The sequence below is a fragment of the Mesorhizobium sp. ES1-3 genome (assembly GCF_020164795.1).
Taxonomy (GTDB): Bacteria; Pseudomonadota; Alphaproteobacteria; order Rhizobiales; family Rhizobiaceae; genus Mesorhizobium.
Genome location: NZ_JAIUGW010000045.1, coordinates 1 through 15,087 on the forward strand (window position 1 = coordinate 1; position 15,087 = coordinate 15,087).

General features: G+C 63.0%; 17 protein-coding genes. 10 read left to right on the forward strand and 7 right to left on the reverse strand.

The annotated features are described in order from the left end of the window. Positions 1-431 precede the first annotated feature (431 nt). Positions 432-863: a cupin domain-containing protein gene (locus LB536_RS30260; RefSeq protein ID WP_224598926.1), complete on the forward strand. Its 432-nt coding sequence runs from the start codon at positions 432-434 to the stop codon at positions 861-863. Positions 864-943: 80 nt separating this feature from the next. Here LB536_RS30260 and LB536_RS30265 read toward each other — a convergent pair whose 3' ends face one another. Then, on the reverse strand, positions 944-1,399 hold the full coding sequence (locus LB536_RS30265) for a carboxymuconolactone decarboxylase family protein (RefSeq protein ID WP_140761459.1): 456 nt from the start codon (positions 1,397-1,399) through the stop codon (positions 944-946). Positions 1,400-1,503: 104 nt separating this feature from the next. After that, positions 1,504-1,932, reverse strand: coding sequence for an SRPBCC family protein (locus LB536_RS30270; RefSeq protein WP_224598927.1), 429 nt, complete (start codon positions 1,930-1,932; stop codon positions 1,504-1,506). Between the two features lie 203 nt (positions 1,933-2,135). Here LB536_RS30270 and LB536_RS30275 point away from each other — a divergent pair, with 203 nt between their 5' ends. Then, a complete protein-coding gene (locus LB536_RS30275) occupies positions 2,136-2,894 on the forward strand; it encodes a copper homeostasis protein CutC (RefSeq protein WP_224598928.1) in 759 nt (252 codons plus the stop codon). Next, positions 2,891-3,379 carry a GNAT family N-acetyltransferase gene (locus LB536_RS30280; protein ID WP_224598929.1) on the forward strand — a complete coding sequence of 163 codons (489 nt, stop codon included), beginning with the start codon at positions 2,891-2,893 and terminating at the stop codon, positions 3,377-3,379. The genes LB536_RS30275 and LB536_RS30280 overlap by 4 nt, the downstream gene beginning before the upstream one ends. Before the next feature lie 73 nt (positions 3,380-3,452). Here the strand turns inward: LB536_RS30280 and LB536_RS30285 are convergent, their stop codons facing one another. The 4 genes from LB536_RS30285 to LB536_RS30300 all read right to left on the reverse strand — a co-directional run bounded on the left by LB536_RS30285 (position 3,453) and on the right by LB536_RS30300 (position 8,590). Further along, positions 3,453-4,475 (reverse strand): acyltransferase family protein, encoded by a 1,023-nt coding sequence (locus tag LB536_RS30285; RefSeq protein WP_224598930.1) that lies wholly within the window; start codon positions 4,473-4,475, stop codon positions 3,453-3,455. 262 nt (positions 4,476-4,737) lie between these two features. Continuing rightward, entirely contained in the window at positions 4,738-5,535 is a 798-nt protein-coding gene (locus LB536_RS30290) for an FAD binding domain-containing protein (protein ID WP_224598933.1), read from the reverse strand. A 96-nt stretch (positions 5,536-5,631) separates the two neighbouring features. Continuing rightward, positions 5,632-7,980, reverse strand: a complete 2,349-nt coding sequence (locus LB536_RS30295; RefSeq protein ID WP_224598935.1) for a xanthine dehydrogenase family protein molybdopterin-binding subunit — start codon at positions 7,978-7,980, stop codon at positions 5,632-5,634. A 109-nt stretch (positions 7,981-8,089) separates the two neighbouring features. Continuing rightward, entirely contained in the window at positions 8,090-8,590 is a 501-nt protein-coding gene (locus LB536_RS30300; RefSeq protein WP_140761480.1) for a (2Fe-2S)-binding protein, read from the reverse strand. A gap of 22 nt (positions 8,591-8,612) precedes the next feature. On the opposite strand from LB536_RS30300, the gene LB536_RS30305 reads away from it, so the two are divergent. Genes LB536_RS30305 through LB536_RS30315 form a run of 3 tightly spaced genes read left to right on the forward strand, consistent with a single transcriptional unit; the run spans position 8,613 to position 11,390 of the window. Beyond that, positions 8,613-8,870, forward strand: coding sequence for a hypothetical protein (locus LB536_RS30305; RefSeq protein ID WP_224598937.1), 258 nt, complete (start codon positions 8,613-8,615; stop codon positions 8,868-8,870). A gap of 29 nt (positions 8,871-8,899) precedes the next feature. Next, on the forward strand, positions 8,900-10,036 hold the full coding sequence (locus LB536_RS30310; protein WP_224598939.1) for an FIST signal transduction protein: 1,137 nt from the start codon (positions 8,900-8,902) through the stop codon (positions 10,034-10,036). A gap of 13 nt (positions 10,037-10,049) precedes the next feature. Next, a complete protein-coding gene (locus LB536_RS30315) occupies positions 10,050-11,390 on the forward strand; it encodes a hybrid sensor histidine kinase/response regulator (protein WP_224598941.1) in 1,341 nt (446 codons plus the stop codon). A 22-nt stretch (positions 11,391-11,412) separates the two neighbouring features. Here LB536_RS30315 and LB536_RS30320 read toward each other — a convergent pair whose 3' ends face one another. Next, positions 11,413-12,096: a response regulator gene (locus LB536_RS30320; RefSeq protein WP_224598943.1), complete on the reverse strand. Its 684-nt coding sequence runs from the start codon at positions 12,094-12,096 to the stop codon at positions 11,413-11,415. Positions 12,097-12,323: 227 nt separating this feature from the next. On the opposite strand from LB536_RS30320, the gene LB536_RS30325 reads away from it, so the two are divergent. From LB536_RS30325 to LB536_RS30340, 4 genes are all read left to right on the forward strand, one after another. Next, a complete protein-coding gene (locus LB536_RS30325) occupies positions 12,324-13,022 on the forward strand; it encodes a fumarylacetoacetate hydrolase family protein (RefSeq protein ID WP_224598945.1) in 699 nt (232 codons plus the stop codon). Beyond that, a complete protein-coding gene (gene maiA, locus LB536_RS30330; protein ID WP_224598947.1) occupies positions 13,019-13,669 on the forward strand; it encodes a maleylacetoacetate isomerase in 651 nt (216 codons plus the stop codon). The genes LB536_RS30325 and maiA overlap by 4 nt, the downstream gene beginning before the upstream one ends. After that, entirely contained in the window at positions 13,659-13,808 is a 150-nt protein-coding gene (locus tag LB536_RS30335; RefSeq protein ID WP_224598950.1) for a DUF4262 domain-containing protein, read from the forward strand. The genes maiA and LB536_RS30335 overlap by 11 nt, the downstream gene beginning before the upstream one ends. A gap of 61 nt (positions 13,809-13,869) precedes the next feature. Next, positions 13,870-14,910, forward strand: a complete 1,041-nt coding sequence (locus tag LB536_RS30340; protein WP_224598953.1) for a zinc-dependent alcohol dehydrogenase family protein — start codon at positions 13,870-13,872, stop codon at positions 14,908-14,910. Positions 14,911-15,087 lie beyond the last annotated feature (177 nt).

Sequence of the window (15,087 nt, forward strand, 5' to 3'; positions counted from 1 at the left end):
CCCCGCTCAAGTAGCGCTCAACAATCGAGCGCTTCTCAAGCTCGCTGAATCTGGACATGCAAAACCCCCGAAGGTTGCGTCCAACTTTCGGGGGTCAGTTCACCGAAGCCGCCGGGCCTTGACGCCCTGAAGTAAAGAAAAAGCCCGCCACGTTTTGCGTAGCGGGCGCTAGTTCATGGGAGGAAATGACACGTGCGTGCGGTCAACGGCCCCCTTTACCCAAGATGACGATACGCTTCGCCTAGCTGGATAATAAGCGCGCGCCAGTTGCAGCGCTTTATATCCGGGTTGCGTGACTTTTCTGCCACAGACGAAGAAAGCCCGGCCACCTGAGCAGCCGAAAGCCGCCGGCCTATAGCGTGAGACGATTTCTCGCCGGCAGGCTTGCACATGGGGAATCTCCGGAGCAATGCTGCGGCCGTGGAGGAATCATGCGAAAAATCCTGGTAGCGATGCTGCTGGCCGCGGCTGCACTTTATGCGAATTGTGCCCTGGCACTGGACAGCAGCGACGCCCCCGTCATCGTCACCCCGCTGGCATCACGCACCACCACGGCATCTGGTCAGCCGATTACGCTGCCGCGGAAGAACGTGCAGGTGCTGGTCTCGACCTATGACATCGCGCCCGGCGCGACCTTGCCGGTCCATCGCCACCCCTTCCCGCGCTACGCCTATGTCGAGGCTGGAACGCTGAAGGTCACCAATGTCGAGACCGGCAACAGCAACACCTATAAGACAGGCGATTTCATCATCGAGATGATCGGGCAGTGGCACCAGGCCACCAACATTGGCGACGGGCCGGTCAAGCTCCTGGTGATCGATCAGGTCGAGGAAGGCGTCAAGAATACGGAATTGCGCCAGTAGCCACTAAGGCTATGCCCCGCCCAGTGGGCGGAAAGGCAATGCCCCCCGCCCTTGCCTCGCGGACCATTCGAACCAGGCGCTTAGCCCCAGGCGCCAACTGGCTGCCGGGTCGTTGCGTTCAGCCTGTTGAAGGCATTGATCAGGGCGATCTGGATGACCAGTGCGGCAAGCGCCTTTTCGTCATAATGGCGGGCCGCTTCGTCCCAGACATCGTCCGGCACCGCGTCCGGCCGGTCGGCGAGCCTGGTGCCGGCTTCTGCCAACGCCAATGCCGCGCGCTCGGCATCGGTGAAATACGGGGTCTCCCGCCATGCCGCCAGCGCAAAGATGCGCTCGTCCTTTTCTCCGGCCTTCTTCAATTCGCGCGCATGCATGTCGACACAGGCGCTGCAGTTGTTGATCTGGCTGGCGCGCAGATGAATGAGCTTGCGCGTCACATAGGGCACGTCGGCCGCCTCGGTCGACTTGTCCAGCGCCAGCAGCGCCTGCACCGAACCGGGGATGAGCATCACCGGGTTCTTGATCCTTGCTCGCATGATTCTTCTCCTTTTGAATTGTTTCTCCGGGCGTGTTTTCCCGGCCCGGACGCCTCGCATCCAGGGTTTCGAACTTGATGAAACTGTTGGCTGCCTGCCGCGTATCAGGCCTGTTTTGCCGTAATCTGTTCGAGCCGTTCGAGAATGCGCGGCCAACCACTTCCCATGCCGACATAGCCACGCTCGTCGGCCGGCCGGAATCCCGACTGCTCCATTCGCACCCGGGTCGCCACACCCTCGGGCGTCAGTGACCACGTCACCACGGTTTTCAACCCGCTGTCCGATTCCGTCCCATCGCCCCAACTGTAGGCCAGCAGCCGCGGCGCCTCGACTTTCAACACCACGCAGTTCGTCACGCCAGACCATCCGGGAACTGGTGTCGCACGGAATGTGAAGCGATGCCCCTCTTGCGCAGCGAAGTCATTCTGCATGAGCCATTCGCCGACGAGTGCCGGCACGGTCAATGCGCGCCATATCTTTTCCGCCGAATATGGAATCAGCCTTTCGACGACGATCGATTTGATTTCCGTCATGCCTTGCTCCTCTCGTTGTTGTCGTCGTGCCACGCACGCGCAATCAATAACCCGTCAGCTATACGTCACTCATAACCTCGCGGTTATGCGACTGTCAAGAAAGGAATCTGCCATCTGGTCCAAATGGCGGCGCGGCGTTCACGCTTTCGCGTCAGCCGTCCTGGTGCTAGGGCTCTCGACAGCATCGTGAACTGGATCACCCCTTGACCACAAAAACTCGCCCGCCGCTGATTGAAATCTGTGTCGAAGGCATCGATGGCCTGCTGGCCGCGCAGGCCGCGGGCGCCGACCGGGTCGAACTCTGCGCCAGCCTGGTCGAGGGCGGCATTACGCCGAGCCTCGGCACGGTGCGCGCCGCACTCGACCAGGCGACCGTGCCGTTCCACGTCATGGTGCGGCCGCGCGGCGGCGATTTTCTCTACAGCGAGACCGAATACCGCTCGATGCTGGCCGATGTCGCCACACTCGGCGAGCTCGGCGTGCCCGGCGTGGTGTTCGGCTGCCTGAACGCCGACGGTACCATCGACGAGAAGCGCATGGGCGAATTGACAGAGGCCGCGGGCTCGTTGAACGTCACCTGCCACCGCGCCTTCGACATGACACGCGATCCGGCCGAGGCGCTGGAAGCGCTGATCCGCTGCAAGGTCGGCCGCGTGCTGACCAGCGGCCAGCGCGACACCGCAATCGAGGGCTTGCCATTGCTGGCGGAGCTGGTCCGGCAGGCCGGCGAGCGCATCATCATCCTTGGCTGCGGCGGGCTCGATCTCGGCAACATCGCCGAGGTGCGAGGAAAAACCGGATTGGCCGAAATGCATTTCGCGGCCCTCAAGGACGTGCCGAGCGCCATGCGCTACCGCAATCCCAAGGTCGGCATGGGCGGCTCCGATCTCGACCGCGAGTATCGCAACACGCTGACCGATACACCGCTGGTGGCGGCGACAGTCACGGCGGCCAAGGCATGACCTCTCCGATAGACCGCATAGCGCAGCACGACGAAGCCGCCATTCTGGCGCTCAACAACGAGCACGCCGCCGAATTGTCGTGGCTCGAAGCCGAACGGCTGTCCTTCCTGCTCGGCGAGTCCTTCTATGCACGCCGCATCGGCGATCTCGAAGCCTTCATCATGACCTTCGACCAGGACGCAAACTACGACAGCCCGAACTTCGTCTGGTTCCGCGAGCGCTATGAACGCTTCATCTATGTCGACCGCGTAGTCGTCGCGGCGCACGCAAGGGGCCGCGGCCATGCTCGCCGGCTCTATCGGGACCTGTTCGACCATGCGGAGAGCGCTGGCCATACGCTGATCACCTGCGAGGTCAACACCGACCCGCCCAACCCCGCCTCGGATGCCTTCCACACCGCCCTCGGCTTCGCCGAAGTCGGCGACGCGGTGATCCATGGCGGCAAGAAGGCGGTGCGCTACTACGTCAGGCAGATCGCCGCCTGAACCTGCCGGCTTACCTATTCTAAAATCCGTGCGGCCTCTCGTCTGGCCACATGGAAAAATCGGCGACGCTCATTCACCAGTTGCGGTTGAGCCATTCGCGCGATGGGCGCTCGATGAGGTAGTAGCTGCAGAGCGCGCAGGCAAAAACCCCGGCCAGCATCGGCCATGGATTGCTGCCCTGCTCGTAGACGAATTTGTAGAAGGGCTGCTGCCACAGATAAAGCGAATACGACCACAGACCCAGTGTCGTCATCGGTAAGGATGACAGCCATCCGGAAAAGAACCGCGTGCTGAAATCCAGCGCGTTGACGGCAATCGCAAGCAATGGCACCGCGATCAGGTAGTGGATCGGTGTCGGTACCGAGTCCGTGAACAGGAAAACCGCCCCGATGGCCGCCGCAACGGCGACATAGGGGCCCTTCAACAAGGCCGGCAGCTTGCCGTCGGCCTTGAGCAGGCAGATCGCGACCGACAGCAGGATCGAGGCGATGTGTACGTCGGTGCGCCAGTACGTGGTTTCATAATCCATGTGCAGGAACCAGTAGGAAGCCGCGCCATTGGCCATGGCCAGCAGAGCCAGGATCAGCAGCAGCGGGATGACACGGCTGCGGCTGGCAACGATTGCGCTGATCGCCGCCAGGATGATGTAGGCATGCTCTTCGATGCAGAGCGACCAGATGTGGTCGAGTGCGCCGGCCCGGTTCAGGAGAATTCCGGCATAGTTGTAGGTGAATGTCAGCGCCGTCAGCGCCGCCTTCCATTTGAAGGCGATGAACGTGCCGGAGAGCGCGATCATGCCGACGACGACGAAGATCAGAAGCGCCGGATAGATGCGCGAGAAGCGGCGTTTGAAGAATTTCTTCAGCGGGTAGCGTTCGATGAACAGGATTTCGGCCATCAGCCGACCGCTGAGCACGAAGAAGAATTCGACGCCCAGCACGCCCAGATTGATGCCGGGAACGGGAAAAAAATGCCCGATCAGCACTAGGGCGATCGACAGGCCGCGCCAGCCATCGAGATAGGCCAGTCTTATCCTGGCCGATCGGTCGGCGATCGCTCGGGACGGAACCAATTGGGCCGCGGAAATTTCGGACATGCCGATCCTTTCGCATTGGCATGCGAAAGGGCACGGCGGTACGCAGTCCGAACCCGGCTCGCATTCCCGCCCGCCCCATACTGCAGTGCAATATATATTTGTGCAAGTGCGAGATTGGCGCTGGTGCAATTCCGAGGCAAGCAGGGCCGCAATTGCTTCAAGCAAGGATGGGACGCGGCCGCCGCCGGGAACTGGGCAGCCACAGCGCCAGGAACGAAAAAGGGCCGTGACAGCCCCTTTTCGTGTCCGCAATGATCTTGCGTCAGGCGTTGGCTGCCGCCACCGCGCGCTTGGCTATGACCGCGATAAGGTTGGCGCGGTAGTCGGCGGAAGCGTGGATGTCGCTCATCAGGTTCTTCGCCGGCACTTTCACGCCATTGAGCGAAGCCGCGTCGAAGCTCTTGGCAAGTGCCGCCTCGATCTCCTTCGAGCGGAAGACGCCGTCGTCGCCTGCGCCGGTCACGGCGACACGGACGCCGTCCTTGCCCTTGGCGACGAACACGCCGACGATCGCGTAGCGCGAGGCCGGGTTGCGGAATTTTTCGTAGGCTGCCTTCGCCGGCGCGGTGAAGCAGACCGCCGTGATGATCTCGCCGTCCTTCAAGGCGGTTTCGAACAGCCCCTTGAAGAACTTGTCGGCTGACATTTCGCGCTTGTTGGTGATGATGGTGGCGCCCAGCGCCAGAAGTGCGGCCGGATAGTCCGCCGCCGGATCGTTGTTGGCGATCGAACCGCCGATCGTGCCCTTGTGGCGTACCGCCGGGTCGCCGATCAGCGACGCCAGATGGGCAAGCGCCGGGCAGGCCTTGCGCAGCTTCTCGTCATTGGCGACGTCGAAATGCGTGGTGGCAGCGCCGATCGTGATCGTCTTGCCTGACACCTTGACGCCCTGCAGCTCCTTGATGCGTGACAGGTCGACCAGATCGGAAGGCGCCGCCAGCCGCGTCTTCATGGCGGGGATCAAGGTCATGCCGCCGGAGAGCAGCTTGGCGTCGCCGCTCTTCACGAGCCTGGCGGCTTCAGTGACCGAGGCGGCACGGTGGTAGTTGACTGCGTACATGGGATCCTCCCCTAGGTGGTTAGGCAGTAGTCAGTAGTGAGTAGGGAATGGCCGCCGCAGGAGCTGGACCCTTTTTCGCTACTCACTACTCCCTACTCACTCATTCGCCGCACGGATCGCGGCCCACACGGTCGACGGTGTGGCCGGCATGGCGATATCGGCGATGCCGATGGCGTCGGTGATGGCATTGATCACCGCCGGCGGCGAGCCGATGGCACCGGCCTCGCCGCAGCCCTTGATGCCCAGTGGGTTGCTCGGACATGGCGTGTTCGACGTCGAGACCTTGAACGACGGCAGGTCGTCCGCACGCGGCATGGTGTAATCCATGTAGCTTGCCGTCAGCAGTTGCCCGCTGGCGTCATAGTGAGCGCCCTCCAAAAGCGCCTGGCCGACACCCTGGGCGATGCCGCCATGCACCTGGCCTTCGACGATCATCGGATTGATGATGTTGCCGAAATCGTCGGCCGCTACGAACTGGACGATCTCGGTCGTTCCGGTTTCCGGATCGATCTCGACCTCGCAGATGTAGCAGCCCGCCGGGAAGGTGAAGTTCGCCGGATCGTAGAACGCCGTTTCCTTCAGTCCTGGCTCCATGCCGGCCGGCAGATTGTGCGCGGTATAGGCGGCCAAAGCCACCTGGAACCACGGCAGGCTCTTGTCGGTACCGGCGACCTTGACTTCGCCGTTCTCGATGACGATGTCGCCCTCGTCGGCTTCGAGCAGGTGGGCGGCGATCTTCTTGGCCTTGGCCTCGACCTTGTCGAGCGCCTTGGCGATCGCGGACATGCCGACCGCGCCCGAGCGCGAACCGTAAGTGCCCATGCCCATCTGCACCTTGTCGGTGTCGCCATGTACGATCGAAACCGAATCGATCGGCACCCCGAAACGCTGGTTGACCAGTTGCGCGAAAGTCGTCTCGTGCCCCTGGCCATGGCTGTGCGACCCCGTCAGCACCTCGATGGTGCCGACGGCGTTGACCCTTACCTCAGCCGATTCCCACAGGCCGACGCCAGCGCCGAGCGAGCCGACCGCGGCCGACGGCGCGATGCCGCAGGCCTCGATGTAGCAGCTCATGCCAATGCCGCGCAGCTTGCCCTTCCGAGCCGCGTCCGCCTTGCGCTTGGCAAAGCCTGTATAATCGGCGGTCTTCATGGCCGCGTCGAGCGAGGCCGCATAATCGCCGGCGTCATAGTTCATGATCACCGGTGTCTGGTGCGGGAAGGTCGTGATGAAGTTCTTGCGGCGCAGTTCGGCCGGAGACACGCCGAGCTCACGTGCCGCGGCTTCCATGGTGCGTTCCAGAAGATAGGTGGCTTCGGGCCGCCCTGCCCCGCGATAGGCGTCGACGGGTGCCGTATTGGTGTAGACGGTGCGCACATTGGCGTGGATGGCGGGGATGTCATACTGACCCGACAGCAGCGTGGCGTAGAGATACGTCGGCACGCAGGACGAGAACAGCGACATGTAGGCGCCGAGATTGGCGATCGTGTCGACCTTCAGCCCGGTGATCCTGTTGTCCTTGTCGAATGCCATTTCCACGGTCGAGACGTGGTCGCGGCCATGCGCGTCGGTGAGGAAGCTCTCGGTGCGGTCGGCGACCCATTTGACCGGCACGCCGGTCTTCTTGGAGGCCCACAGGCAGACGATCTCTTCCGGGTAGATATAGATCTTGGAGCCGAAGCCGCCGCCGACGTCCGGCGCGATCACGCGCAGCTTGTTTTCGGGTGCGACATTGTAGAAGGCGCTCATCACCAGCCGCGCGACATGCGGGTTCTGCGATGTCGTCCAGCAGGTGTAATGATCCTCGGCCTTGTCGTAATGGCCGAGCGCCGCACGCGGCTCCATGGCGTTCGGCACCAGCCGGTTGTTGACGATCTTCATGCGGGTGACGTGCGCCGCCGCCTCGATGGCGGCATCGGTCGCCTTGGCATCGCCGATCTCCCAGTCGAAGATCAGGTTGTTCTCGGCCTCGGCATGGACCTGCGGCGCGCCCTTTTCGAGCGCCTTTGTCGCGTCTACGACGGCCTTCAGTTCCTTGTAGGTGATGTCGACCGCCTCGGCCGCATCGCGTGCCTGGCCCTTGGTTTCGGCCACCACCACCGCGACCGCATCGCCGACATAACGGACCTTGTCGACGGCTAGCGGCGACCATGCGCCCATTTTCATCGGCGTACCGTCCTTGGAATGGATCATCCAGCCGCAGATGAGGTTGCCGATACCGTCGGCCTTGAGCTCCTTGCCGGTCAGCACGCCGATGACGCCCGGCATGCCCTGAGCCGTTTTCACGTCGATCTTCTTGATCTGCGCATGCGCGTGCGGGCTGCGCACGAAAGCCGCATGCTTCATGCCGGGAACCACCATGTCGTCGACATAGCGGCCGGCGCCGGTGATGAACCTTTTGTCTTCCTTGCGCGCGACCCGAGCGCCAACACCTTCGATGCCCATGGAAATTCCTCCCGAATTTAGGGGATAGGCAGTAGGGGTTAGGCAGTAGTGGGAGGGCTCGTGGTCATATCGATGTTTGCCCTACTCACTATTGCCTACTGCCTACTGCCTATGCTGCTTGTTTCGCCTTGCCCTTGGCCCCCTTCGACATCGTCTTCGATGCGGCCAGGATCGCCTTCACGATGTTGTGGTAGCCGGTGCAGCGGCAGATATTGCCTTCGAGTTCTGCCCGCACCGTCGCCTCGTCGAGGCCTTCGGGATGACGGTTGATCATGTCGGTTGCAGCCATGATCATGCCTGGCGTGCAAAAGCCGCATTGCAGACCGTGATGTTCCTTGAAGGCCGCCTGGACGGGATGCAGGTCGGCGCCGTCGGCGAGGCCCTCGATCGTAACCACGTTCGACCCGGACGCCTGGACCGCCAGCATGGTGCAGGACTTGACCGCCTTGCCGTCGACATGGACGACGCAGGCTCCGCACTGCGAGGTGTCGCAACCGACATGGGTTCCGGTCAGGCCGAGATTCTCCCGCAGGAAATGGACGAGCAGCGTTCGATCCTCGACGGCGCCGCCGACGCGCTTGCCGTTCACCATCAACGAAACGTCCGACATAACCCCTCCCTGGGTGTCAATCTTGGTCATCACGCTGCCGATGCGCCGCTGGCACTTCAGCATGCGTTATTCGTACACCGCACAACGCACAAAAAACAACACAAGGGAAAAGGCGGATCATTGTACTTTCGATCATGGCCAAGGCACCAAAGTGCATTCCTGCGGCCCCATTGCCAAAACGCCTCTTGGCGGCAACAATACCTTCGTCGCCCGCGCGCCAGAAGCACTGAAAAGCCGCGCACAAGAAGGCGTCGGAGGAAATGCGGGAGAACGCCGCTGACCAGTTCACTGACGCGTTACGCATGCGGTTTGTCGGCGCTCGCCACGGACGAGCCCGACCCGGATGTCTTCGCACGCGCGGTGGCCGCCGAGGCCGCCGCCATCGATGCCGGCTTTGCCCTCGTGTTCTTTTCCCAAAGCCTCGTCGAGGCCGGCGCCCTCTCGCAGGCGCTCACGACGCGCGCGCCTGATCTCCACCATGCCGGCTGCTCCACCGCGGGCGAGATCACGCCGCAGGGGCTCGAGGAAGGTCATATGCTGGCGATGCTGCTGCCCTCGGCGTCCTTCACGGCGGTCAGCACCATGGTCGACAATTTGTCGACATCGGGCATGGACAGGATCACCGAAGAGGTCGAGGCCCTGCGGCGCATGCTGCGCGCCCGGCTCGGCGGCGAGCGGACCAAGAACACCTTCGCACTCTGCTTCATCGACGGGCTGTCCTATGCCGAGGAAGCAGTGAGTTCGGCAATCCACTGGGGTCTTGACGACATACCGCTGCTCGGCGGCTCGGCCGGTGACGATTTGAAATTCGAGACGACGCGTCTGATCTCGAACGGCGCGGTCACTTCGGACAGCGCCATCATCGTGCTGGTCGCCACGGAAATTCCGTTCCACGTCTTCAAGACCGACAATTTCGTTCCCACCGACGAAAAGCTGGTGGTGACCGCGTCCGATCCGGATCACCGCATCGTGCGGGAGTTCAACGCCACCAATGCGGCGGAGGAATATGCCGCCTCGGTCGGGATCGTCCCGCAGACCCTGACACCACTGAGCTTCGCCTCGCATCCCGTTGTGGTGAAGGTGGGCGGCGAATATTACTGCCGCTCGATCCAGAGGATGCATGCGGATGGCTCGCTGTCGTTCTTTTGCGCCATCGACGACGGCGTCGTGCTGTCGATCGCCCAGCCCAAGGACATGGTCGAATCGACACGCGCGGCATTGCGCGAGGTCGAGGAAAGGCTGGGCGGTATCGATATGATCCTTGGCTTCGACTGCGTGCTGCGCCGGCTGGATGCGCGCAACCGGCAGGTCTTTCGTGACATTTCGGAGCTCTACCGGGTCAACAACGTCGTCGGCTTCGGCACCTATGGCGAACAATACCGGTCGATGCACCTGAACCAGACTTTCACCGGCATCGCCTTCGGCGATCGCCAGGCGGCTGAGTAGGCGGCGAACCGGGATGCCGCTCAGGGACATAAACGATCTCGACAGGCTGAAGAAGATCAACGCCGCCCTGGTCAGCCGCGTCGAGCGCTCGATGGACCAGCAAGGCAATGCCTTTTCGCTGTTCCAGACCGCTATCTCGCTGGAAAACCGGGTGCGCACGCGCACCGAGGAACTCCATTCGACCTTGCGCAGGCTGGAACAGTCGAACATCGACCTCAGCGCCGCCAAGGAAAACGCCGAGCTGGCGAATCTCTCCAAGACAAGGTTTCTCGCCGCCGCCAGCCACGACGTGCTGCAGCCGCTGAACGCCGCCCACCTGTCCGTCTCGGCGCTCGCCGAGGTGCAAACCAGTGACGAGGGAAAAAAGCTGGTGCGGCAGGTCGAGCGCTCGCTGGAGACGATGGAAGACCTGCTGCGCACCTTGCTCGACATTTCCAAGCTCGACGCCGGCGTGGTCCAGCCCGACATCGGCGACGTCAGCCTGGAGGCGTTGTTCTCGTCGCTGCGCTCGGATTTTCAGCCCGTGGCGGAATTGAAGGGGCTGTCGCTGAAATTCCGGCCGGTCAATGCGGTGGTCCGCTCGGACAGGACGCTGTTGCGCCGCATCCTGCAGAACATCCTCTCCAACGCGCTGGTCTATACACGCTCGGGCGGCGTCCTTGTCGGCACTCGCCATCGCGGCGACACGATCCGCATCGATGTCGCCGACACGGGCTGCGGCATTCCCGAGGACCAGCGCGAGGCAGTGTTCGAGGAGTTCCATCGCGGCACTTCGCCGGCCAATGCCGAGCTCGATGGCGGCGGGCTTGGGCTCGGGCTCGCCATCGTGCGCCGCATGGCCGGCGCGCTCGGCCACCCCGTGACGTTTTCATCCAAGGTCGGCCGCGGCACCATCTTCCATATCGATGTTCCCGTCGGCCTCGGCGCACCGGCCGATGCCATCGCCAGCGCCGCCAGCATGGAGCGACCGCGCGGCTACGGCCTGTTCGGCACCAAGGTGCTGCTTGTCGAGAACGACGCCGAGGTGCTGGACGCCATGACCTTCCTGCTGGAACGCTGGCAGTGCCTCGTGCGCGCCGCGACCTCGACCGACGATGCGCTCGACATGCTCGGCGATACCGACTGGGTGCCTGACATCATCATTGCCGACCAGCATCTCGACGGCGGCGATCTCGGCACCGCCACCATATCGGAGGTCCGCGACTATCTCGGCCGCGCCGTGCCGGCGCTGATCGTCACCGCCGACGGCTCGGAGGCCGTCGCCAAGGCCGCCCGCTCAGCAGGCATCGAACTGATGCGCAAGCCGCTGAAGCCCGCGCAACTGCGCGCCCTGCTGGCGCATTTGCTGGCTTAGGGACCGGCGGCGAGTTAGTCGCTCAAAATCCGGCCTGATCCCGAAACAACTCCGCATTGTCCAGCTTCGACACCTCGATCACCGCCTGCGTACGGCTGTAGACGTTGAGCTTGCGTAGTATCTCCGAGACATGCGCCTTGACGGTCGTCTCACCGACCTGCAGTTCGTAGGCGATCTGTTTGTTGAGCAGGCCCTGGCGCAGCATCTGCAGCACCCTGAGCTGCTGCGGCGTCAGCTTGGAAAGGCGCTGGAGCATGTCGGCGCGGTCGGTGCTGTCGGCGCCGGGCGGCAGGCCCTCATAGGTTTCCGGCACATAGATCGCGCCCTCCATCACCGAGCGGATGGCGGCGGCGAGATCGCTCTTGCGCGCCGATTTCGGGATGAAACCGGCAGCGCCGTAGGACAAGGCCTCGGAGATGATTCTCGGCTCCTCATAGCCTGACACGATCACCACCGGCAGGCGCGGATAGCGGGTCCTGAGCTGCAGCAGCCCGTCGAAGCCGTGCACGTCAGGCATGCTGAGGTCGAGAAGCGCAAGGTCGAATGGCTTTGCGTCGGCCAGCAGGTCCAGCGCCTCGGTGATCGAGCGCGCCTCGACCGTATCGACCTCGGGATAAGCCATTTGGACGGCGCTGTGCAGCGCCTCGCGAAACAGCGGATGGTCGTCGATGATAAGGAACCGGGCACGATCGGTAGGGGCTGTCATAGGGCTCGTTCCGGTTTACCGGCACACCATAGTCTCCTGACTGTGACCGGATTATTGGCAAATAGTCTATCGCCTGTTGACGGGATTCATTGCTGTAAAAATGATGGGAAGCCTGAATTCCTTATCCAGCAGCGGCAAAGCCCGTGTTTTACGAAAAGCGACGCCTTGCCCGCCCTCCGAAATCGGCCGAATGTGCCGCCAACTCTCCCGTCAACGCAGAGACCGCCATGACCGCCTTCGTCCTTCCCGTCCCGCCAACGCCTTCTGTCGCCATTGCGGGTTCCGGCGAACGCTTTGCCGTGCGGCGTATTTTCTGCGTTGGCCGCAACTACGCGGCGCATGCGCGCGAATTCGGCAATGACGAGCGTGATCCGCCCTTCTTCTTCACCAAACCGGCCGACGCGGTGGTCGATTCCGGCATTGATATCCCCTACCCGCCGCTGACCGAAAACCTTCACTTCGAGATCGAGCTGGTGGTCGCGATCGGCACATCCGGCTTTCGCATATCCCGCGACAAGGCGCTGGACCATGTCTGGGGCTATGCCGTCGGCATCGACCTCACCCGCCGCGACCTGCAGGATGCCGCCAAGAAGGCGGCCCGGCCCTGGGACTGGTCGAAGGCGTTCGACCGTTCCGCGCCTTGCGGCCCGCTGGTTGCCGCGCGGAAATCCGGGCACCCGGCGAAGGGACGTATCTGGCTCGCCGTCGACGGCGCGGTGAAACAGGATGCCGACCTCGCCGAATTGATCTGGCCGATATCGGACATCGTCTCGATCTGCAGCGAAGGCGTGGAATTGCAGGCGGGTGACCTTATCTTCACCGGTACGCCCGCCGGTGTCGGCGCGGTCAAGCCGGGCGAGACGATATCAGGCGGCGTCGACGGCATCGGCACGATCGAAGTGACCATCGGCCAGCCGAAGTCATGAGCGACATTGTCCTGCACAACTACTTCCGCTCCTCTACTTCGCACCGGGTGCGGATCGCCCTGGAGATGAAGGGGGTGGGCTATGGCTACATCCCGCATCACCTGCGCCATGGCGAGCATCTGGACCCATCCTATCTCGCGGTCAATCCGCAGGGGCTGGTGCCGGCGCTGATCTGGAGCGACGGCACGCTGCTGACGCAATCGCTGGCGATCATCGAATTCCTCGACGAGACCACGCCGGAACCCCCGCTGCTGCCGAAAGACCCGCTTGGCAGGGCGCGGGTCAGGATGCTGGCGCAGATCATCGCCTGCGACATCCACCCGGTGAACAATCTGCGCGTGCTGACCTCGCTGCGCACCCTGTTCGGCGCCGGCGACCAGGATGTCGCCAACTGGTTCCGGCATTGGGTCAATGAGGGTTTTGCGCCGCTCGAGCAATTGCTGACGGCTTCGCCCGAAACCGGCGCATTCTGTCACGGCGACACGCCGGGGCTGGCCGACATCTGCCTTGCCGCGCAAGTCACCAGCAATGCCCGCTTCGGCGTCGATATGGCGCCCTATCCGACGATTTCGCGCATCAACGCCGCCTGCATGGTGCTGCCGGCCTTCCAGAAAGCCGCGCCACAGAACCAGATCGATGCCGAATAGAGAAGCCACCGATGCCGACGAGGCAAAGGCGCTGGCCTATATCGAGGCGTATGGCTGCCACATCCTCTATGTGCTGGAGGAAGACGACGAACCGCCATTCGCCTACTCCGTTGGCATCGCGGAAACGATTTCCGCTTGACCGGTCAAGGAATCGGCTATCGTTTCCCTTAATGCGCGCCGTCTCAAGGGTGGAGTGACCGATGAAAGCCGTCGTCTTCGAGAAATTCGGCGAAGCCCCGACCATCCAGACCGTGCCCGATCCGAAGCCGGTCGCCGATGGCGTCGTCATCAAGGTCGAGGCGACGGGGCTCTGCCGCAGCGACTGGCACGGATGGATGGGCCATGACGCCGATATCCGCCTACCGCACGTGCCGGGTCACGAACTTGCCGGCGTCGTTGTCGCCGCCGGCAAGCACGTCACCCGCTGGAAGGCGGGCGAACGCGTCACCGTGCCGTTTGCCGTCGGTTGCGGCCACTGCTTCGAATGCACATCAGGCAATCATCAGGTCTGCGAGCACCAATCCCAGCCTGGCTTCAACGCCTGGGGCTCATTCGCCGAATATGTCGCCATCGAACACGCCGACACCAATCTGGTGCGCCTGCCCGACGAAATGGAATTCGCCACCGCCGCCAGCCTCGGCTGCCGTTTCGTCACCTCGTTCCGCGCCATCGTCGACCAGGGCCGTGTGACGCCGGGTGAATGGGTGGCGGTGCATGGCTGCGGCGGCGTCGGCCTGTCGGCGATCATGATCGCCAGTTCGATGGGCGCCAATGTCATCGCCATCGATCTCACCGAGGAAAAGCTGGACTTCGCCAAAAAGATCGGTGCCGTGGCGACGATCAACGCTTCCACGACGCCGAACGTGGTCAAGGCGGTCAAGCAGATCACCAATGGCGGCGCTCACATGTCGATGGACGCGCTGGGCCACCCCACGACGTCCTTCAACTCGATCGCCAATCTGCGCCGGCGCGGCCGTCACGTGCAGGTCGGCCTGATGCTGGGCGAGCACGCCCGCCCGCAAGTGCCGATGGACAAGGTGATCGCCTTCGAACTCGAAATCCTCGGCAGTCACGGTATGCAGGCCTATCGCTACCCCGCGATGATGGAGATGATCCGCCACGGCCAACTCAAGCCCGAACTGCTGGTCGGCAAGAAGATCAGCCTTGACGAGGCGCCCGCAGCCTTGATGGCGATGGGCGGTTTCGAGGGCATCGGCATCGGCGTGGTGACGAAGTTCTAGCACTACTTTGGCAGATCTTTAGCAGAGAGGGTTCTGCGGCAGTGGGGACAACGGATTGGGGGCGGCTGCGCGAGCGCGGTGAGGATGGCTTGCCTGACGGCGGGTAGGCTCGGTTGGGGCGGCGGGCCAAGGATTCTTTTTTCCCCCTCCCGCTTGTTTGAGACGGCGAGATTGCAG

Excerpts from the sequence above, each read along its gene's own strand:
- maiA (WP_224598947.1), top strand. The coding sequence starts at position 13,019 with ATGAGCGACATTGTCCTGCACAACTACTTCCGCTCCTCTACTTCGCAC.
- LB536_RS30300 (WP_140761480.1), bottom strand. The coding sequence starts at position 8,590 with ATGTCGGACGTTTCGTTGATGGTGAACGGCAAGCGCGTCGGCGGCGCC.
- LB536_RS30320 (WP_224598943.1), bottom strand. The coding sequence starts at position 12,096 with ATGACAGCCCCTACCGATCGTGCCCGGTTCCTTATCATCGACGACCAT.
- LB536_RS30280 (WP_224598929.1), top strand. The coding sequence starts at position 2,891 with ATGACCTCTCCGATAGACCGCATAGCGCAGCACGACGAAGCCGCCATT.
- LB536_RS30270 (WP_224598927.1), bottom strand. The coding sequence starts at position 1,932 with ATGACGGAAATCAAATCGATCGTCGTCGAAAGGCTGATTCCATATTCG.
- LB536_RS30340 (WP_224598953.1), top strand. The coding sequence starts at position 13,870 with ATGAAAGCCGTCGTCTTCGAGAAATTCGGCGAAGCCCCGACCATCCAG.
- LB536_RS30315 (WP_224598941.1), top strand. The coding sequence starts at position 10,050 with ATGCCGCTCAGGGACATAAACGATCTCGACAGGCTGAAGAAGATCAAC.
- LB536_RS30265 (WP_140761459.1), bottom strand. The coding sequence starts at position 1,399 with ATGCGAGCAAGGATCAAGAACCCGGTGATGCTCATCCCCGGTTCGGTG.
- LB536_RS30295 (WP_224598935.1), bottom strand. The coding sequence starts at position 7,980 with ATGGGCATCGAAGGTGTTGGCGCTCGGGTCGCGCGCAAGGAAGACAAA.
- LB536_RS30290 (WP_224598933.1), bottom strand. The coding sequence starts at position 5,535 with ATGTACGCAGTCAACTACCACCGTGCCGCCTCGGTCACTGAAGCCGCC.
- LB536_RS30335 (WP_224598950.1), top strand. The coding sequence starts at position 13,659 with ATGCCGAATAGAGAAGCCACCGATGCCGACGAGGCAAAGGCGCTGGCC.
- LB536_RS30285 (WP_224598930.1), bottom strand. The coding sequence starts at position 4,475 with ATGTCCGAAATTTCCGCGGCCCAATTGGTTCCGTCCCGAGCGATCGCC.
- LB536_RS30325 (WP_224598945.1), top strand. The coding sequence starts at position 12,324 with ATGACCGCCTTCGTCCTTCCCGTCCCGCCAACGCCTTCTGTCGCCATT.
- LB536_RS30260 (WP_224598926.1), top strand. The coding sequence starts at position 432 with ATGCGAAAAATCCTGGTAGCGATGCTGCTGGCCGCGGCTGCACTTTAT.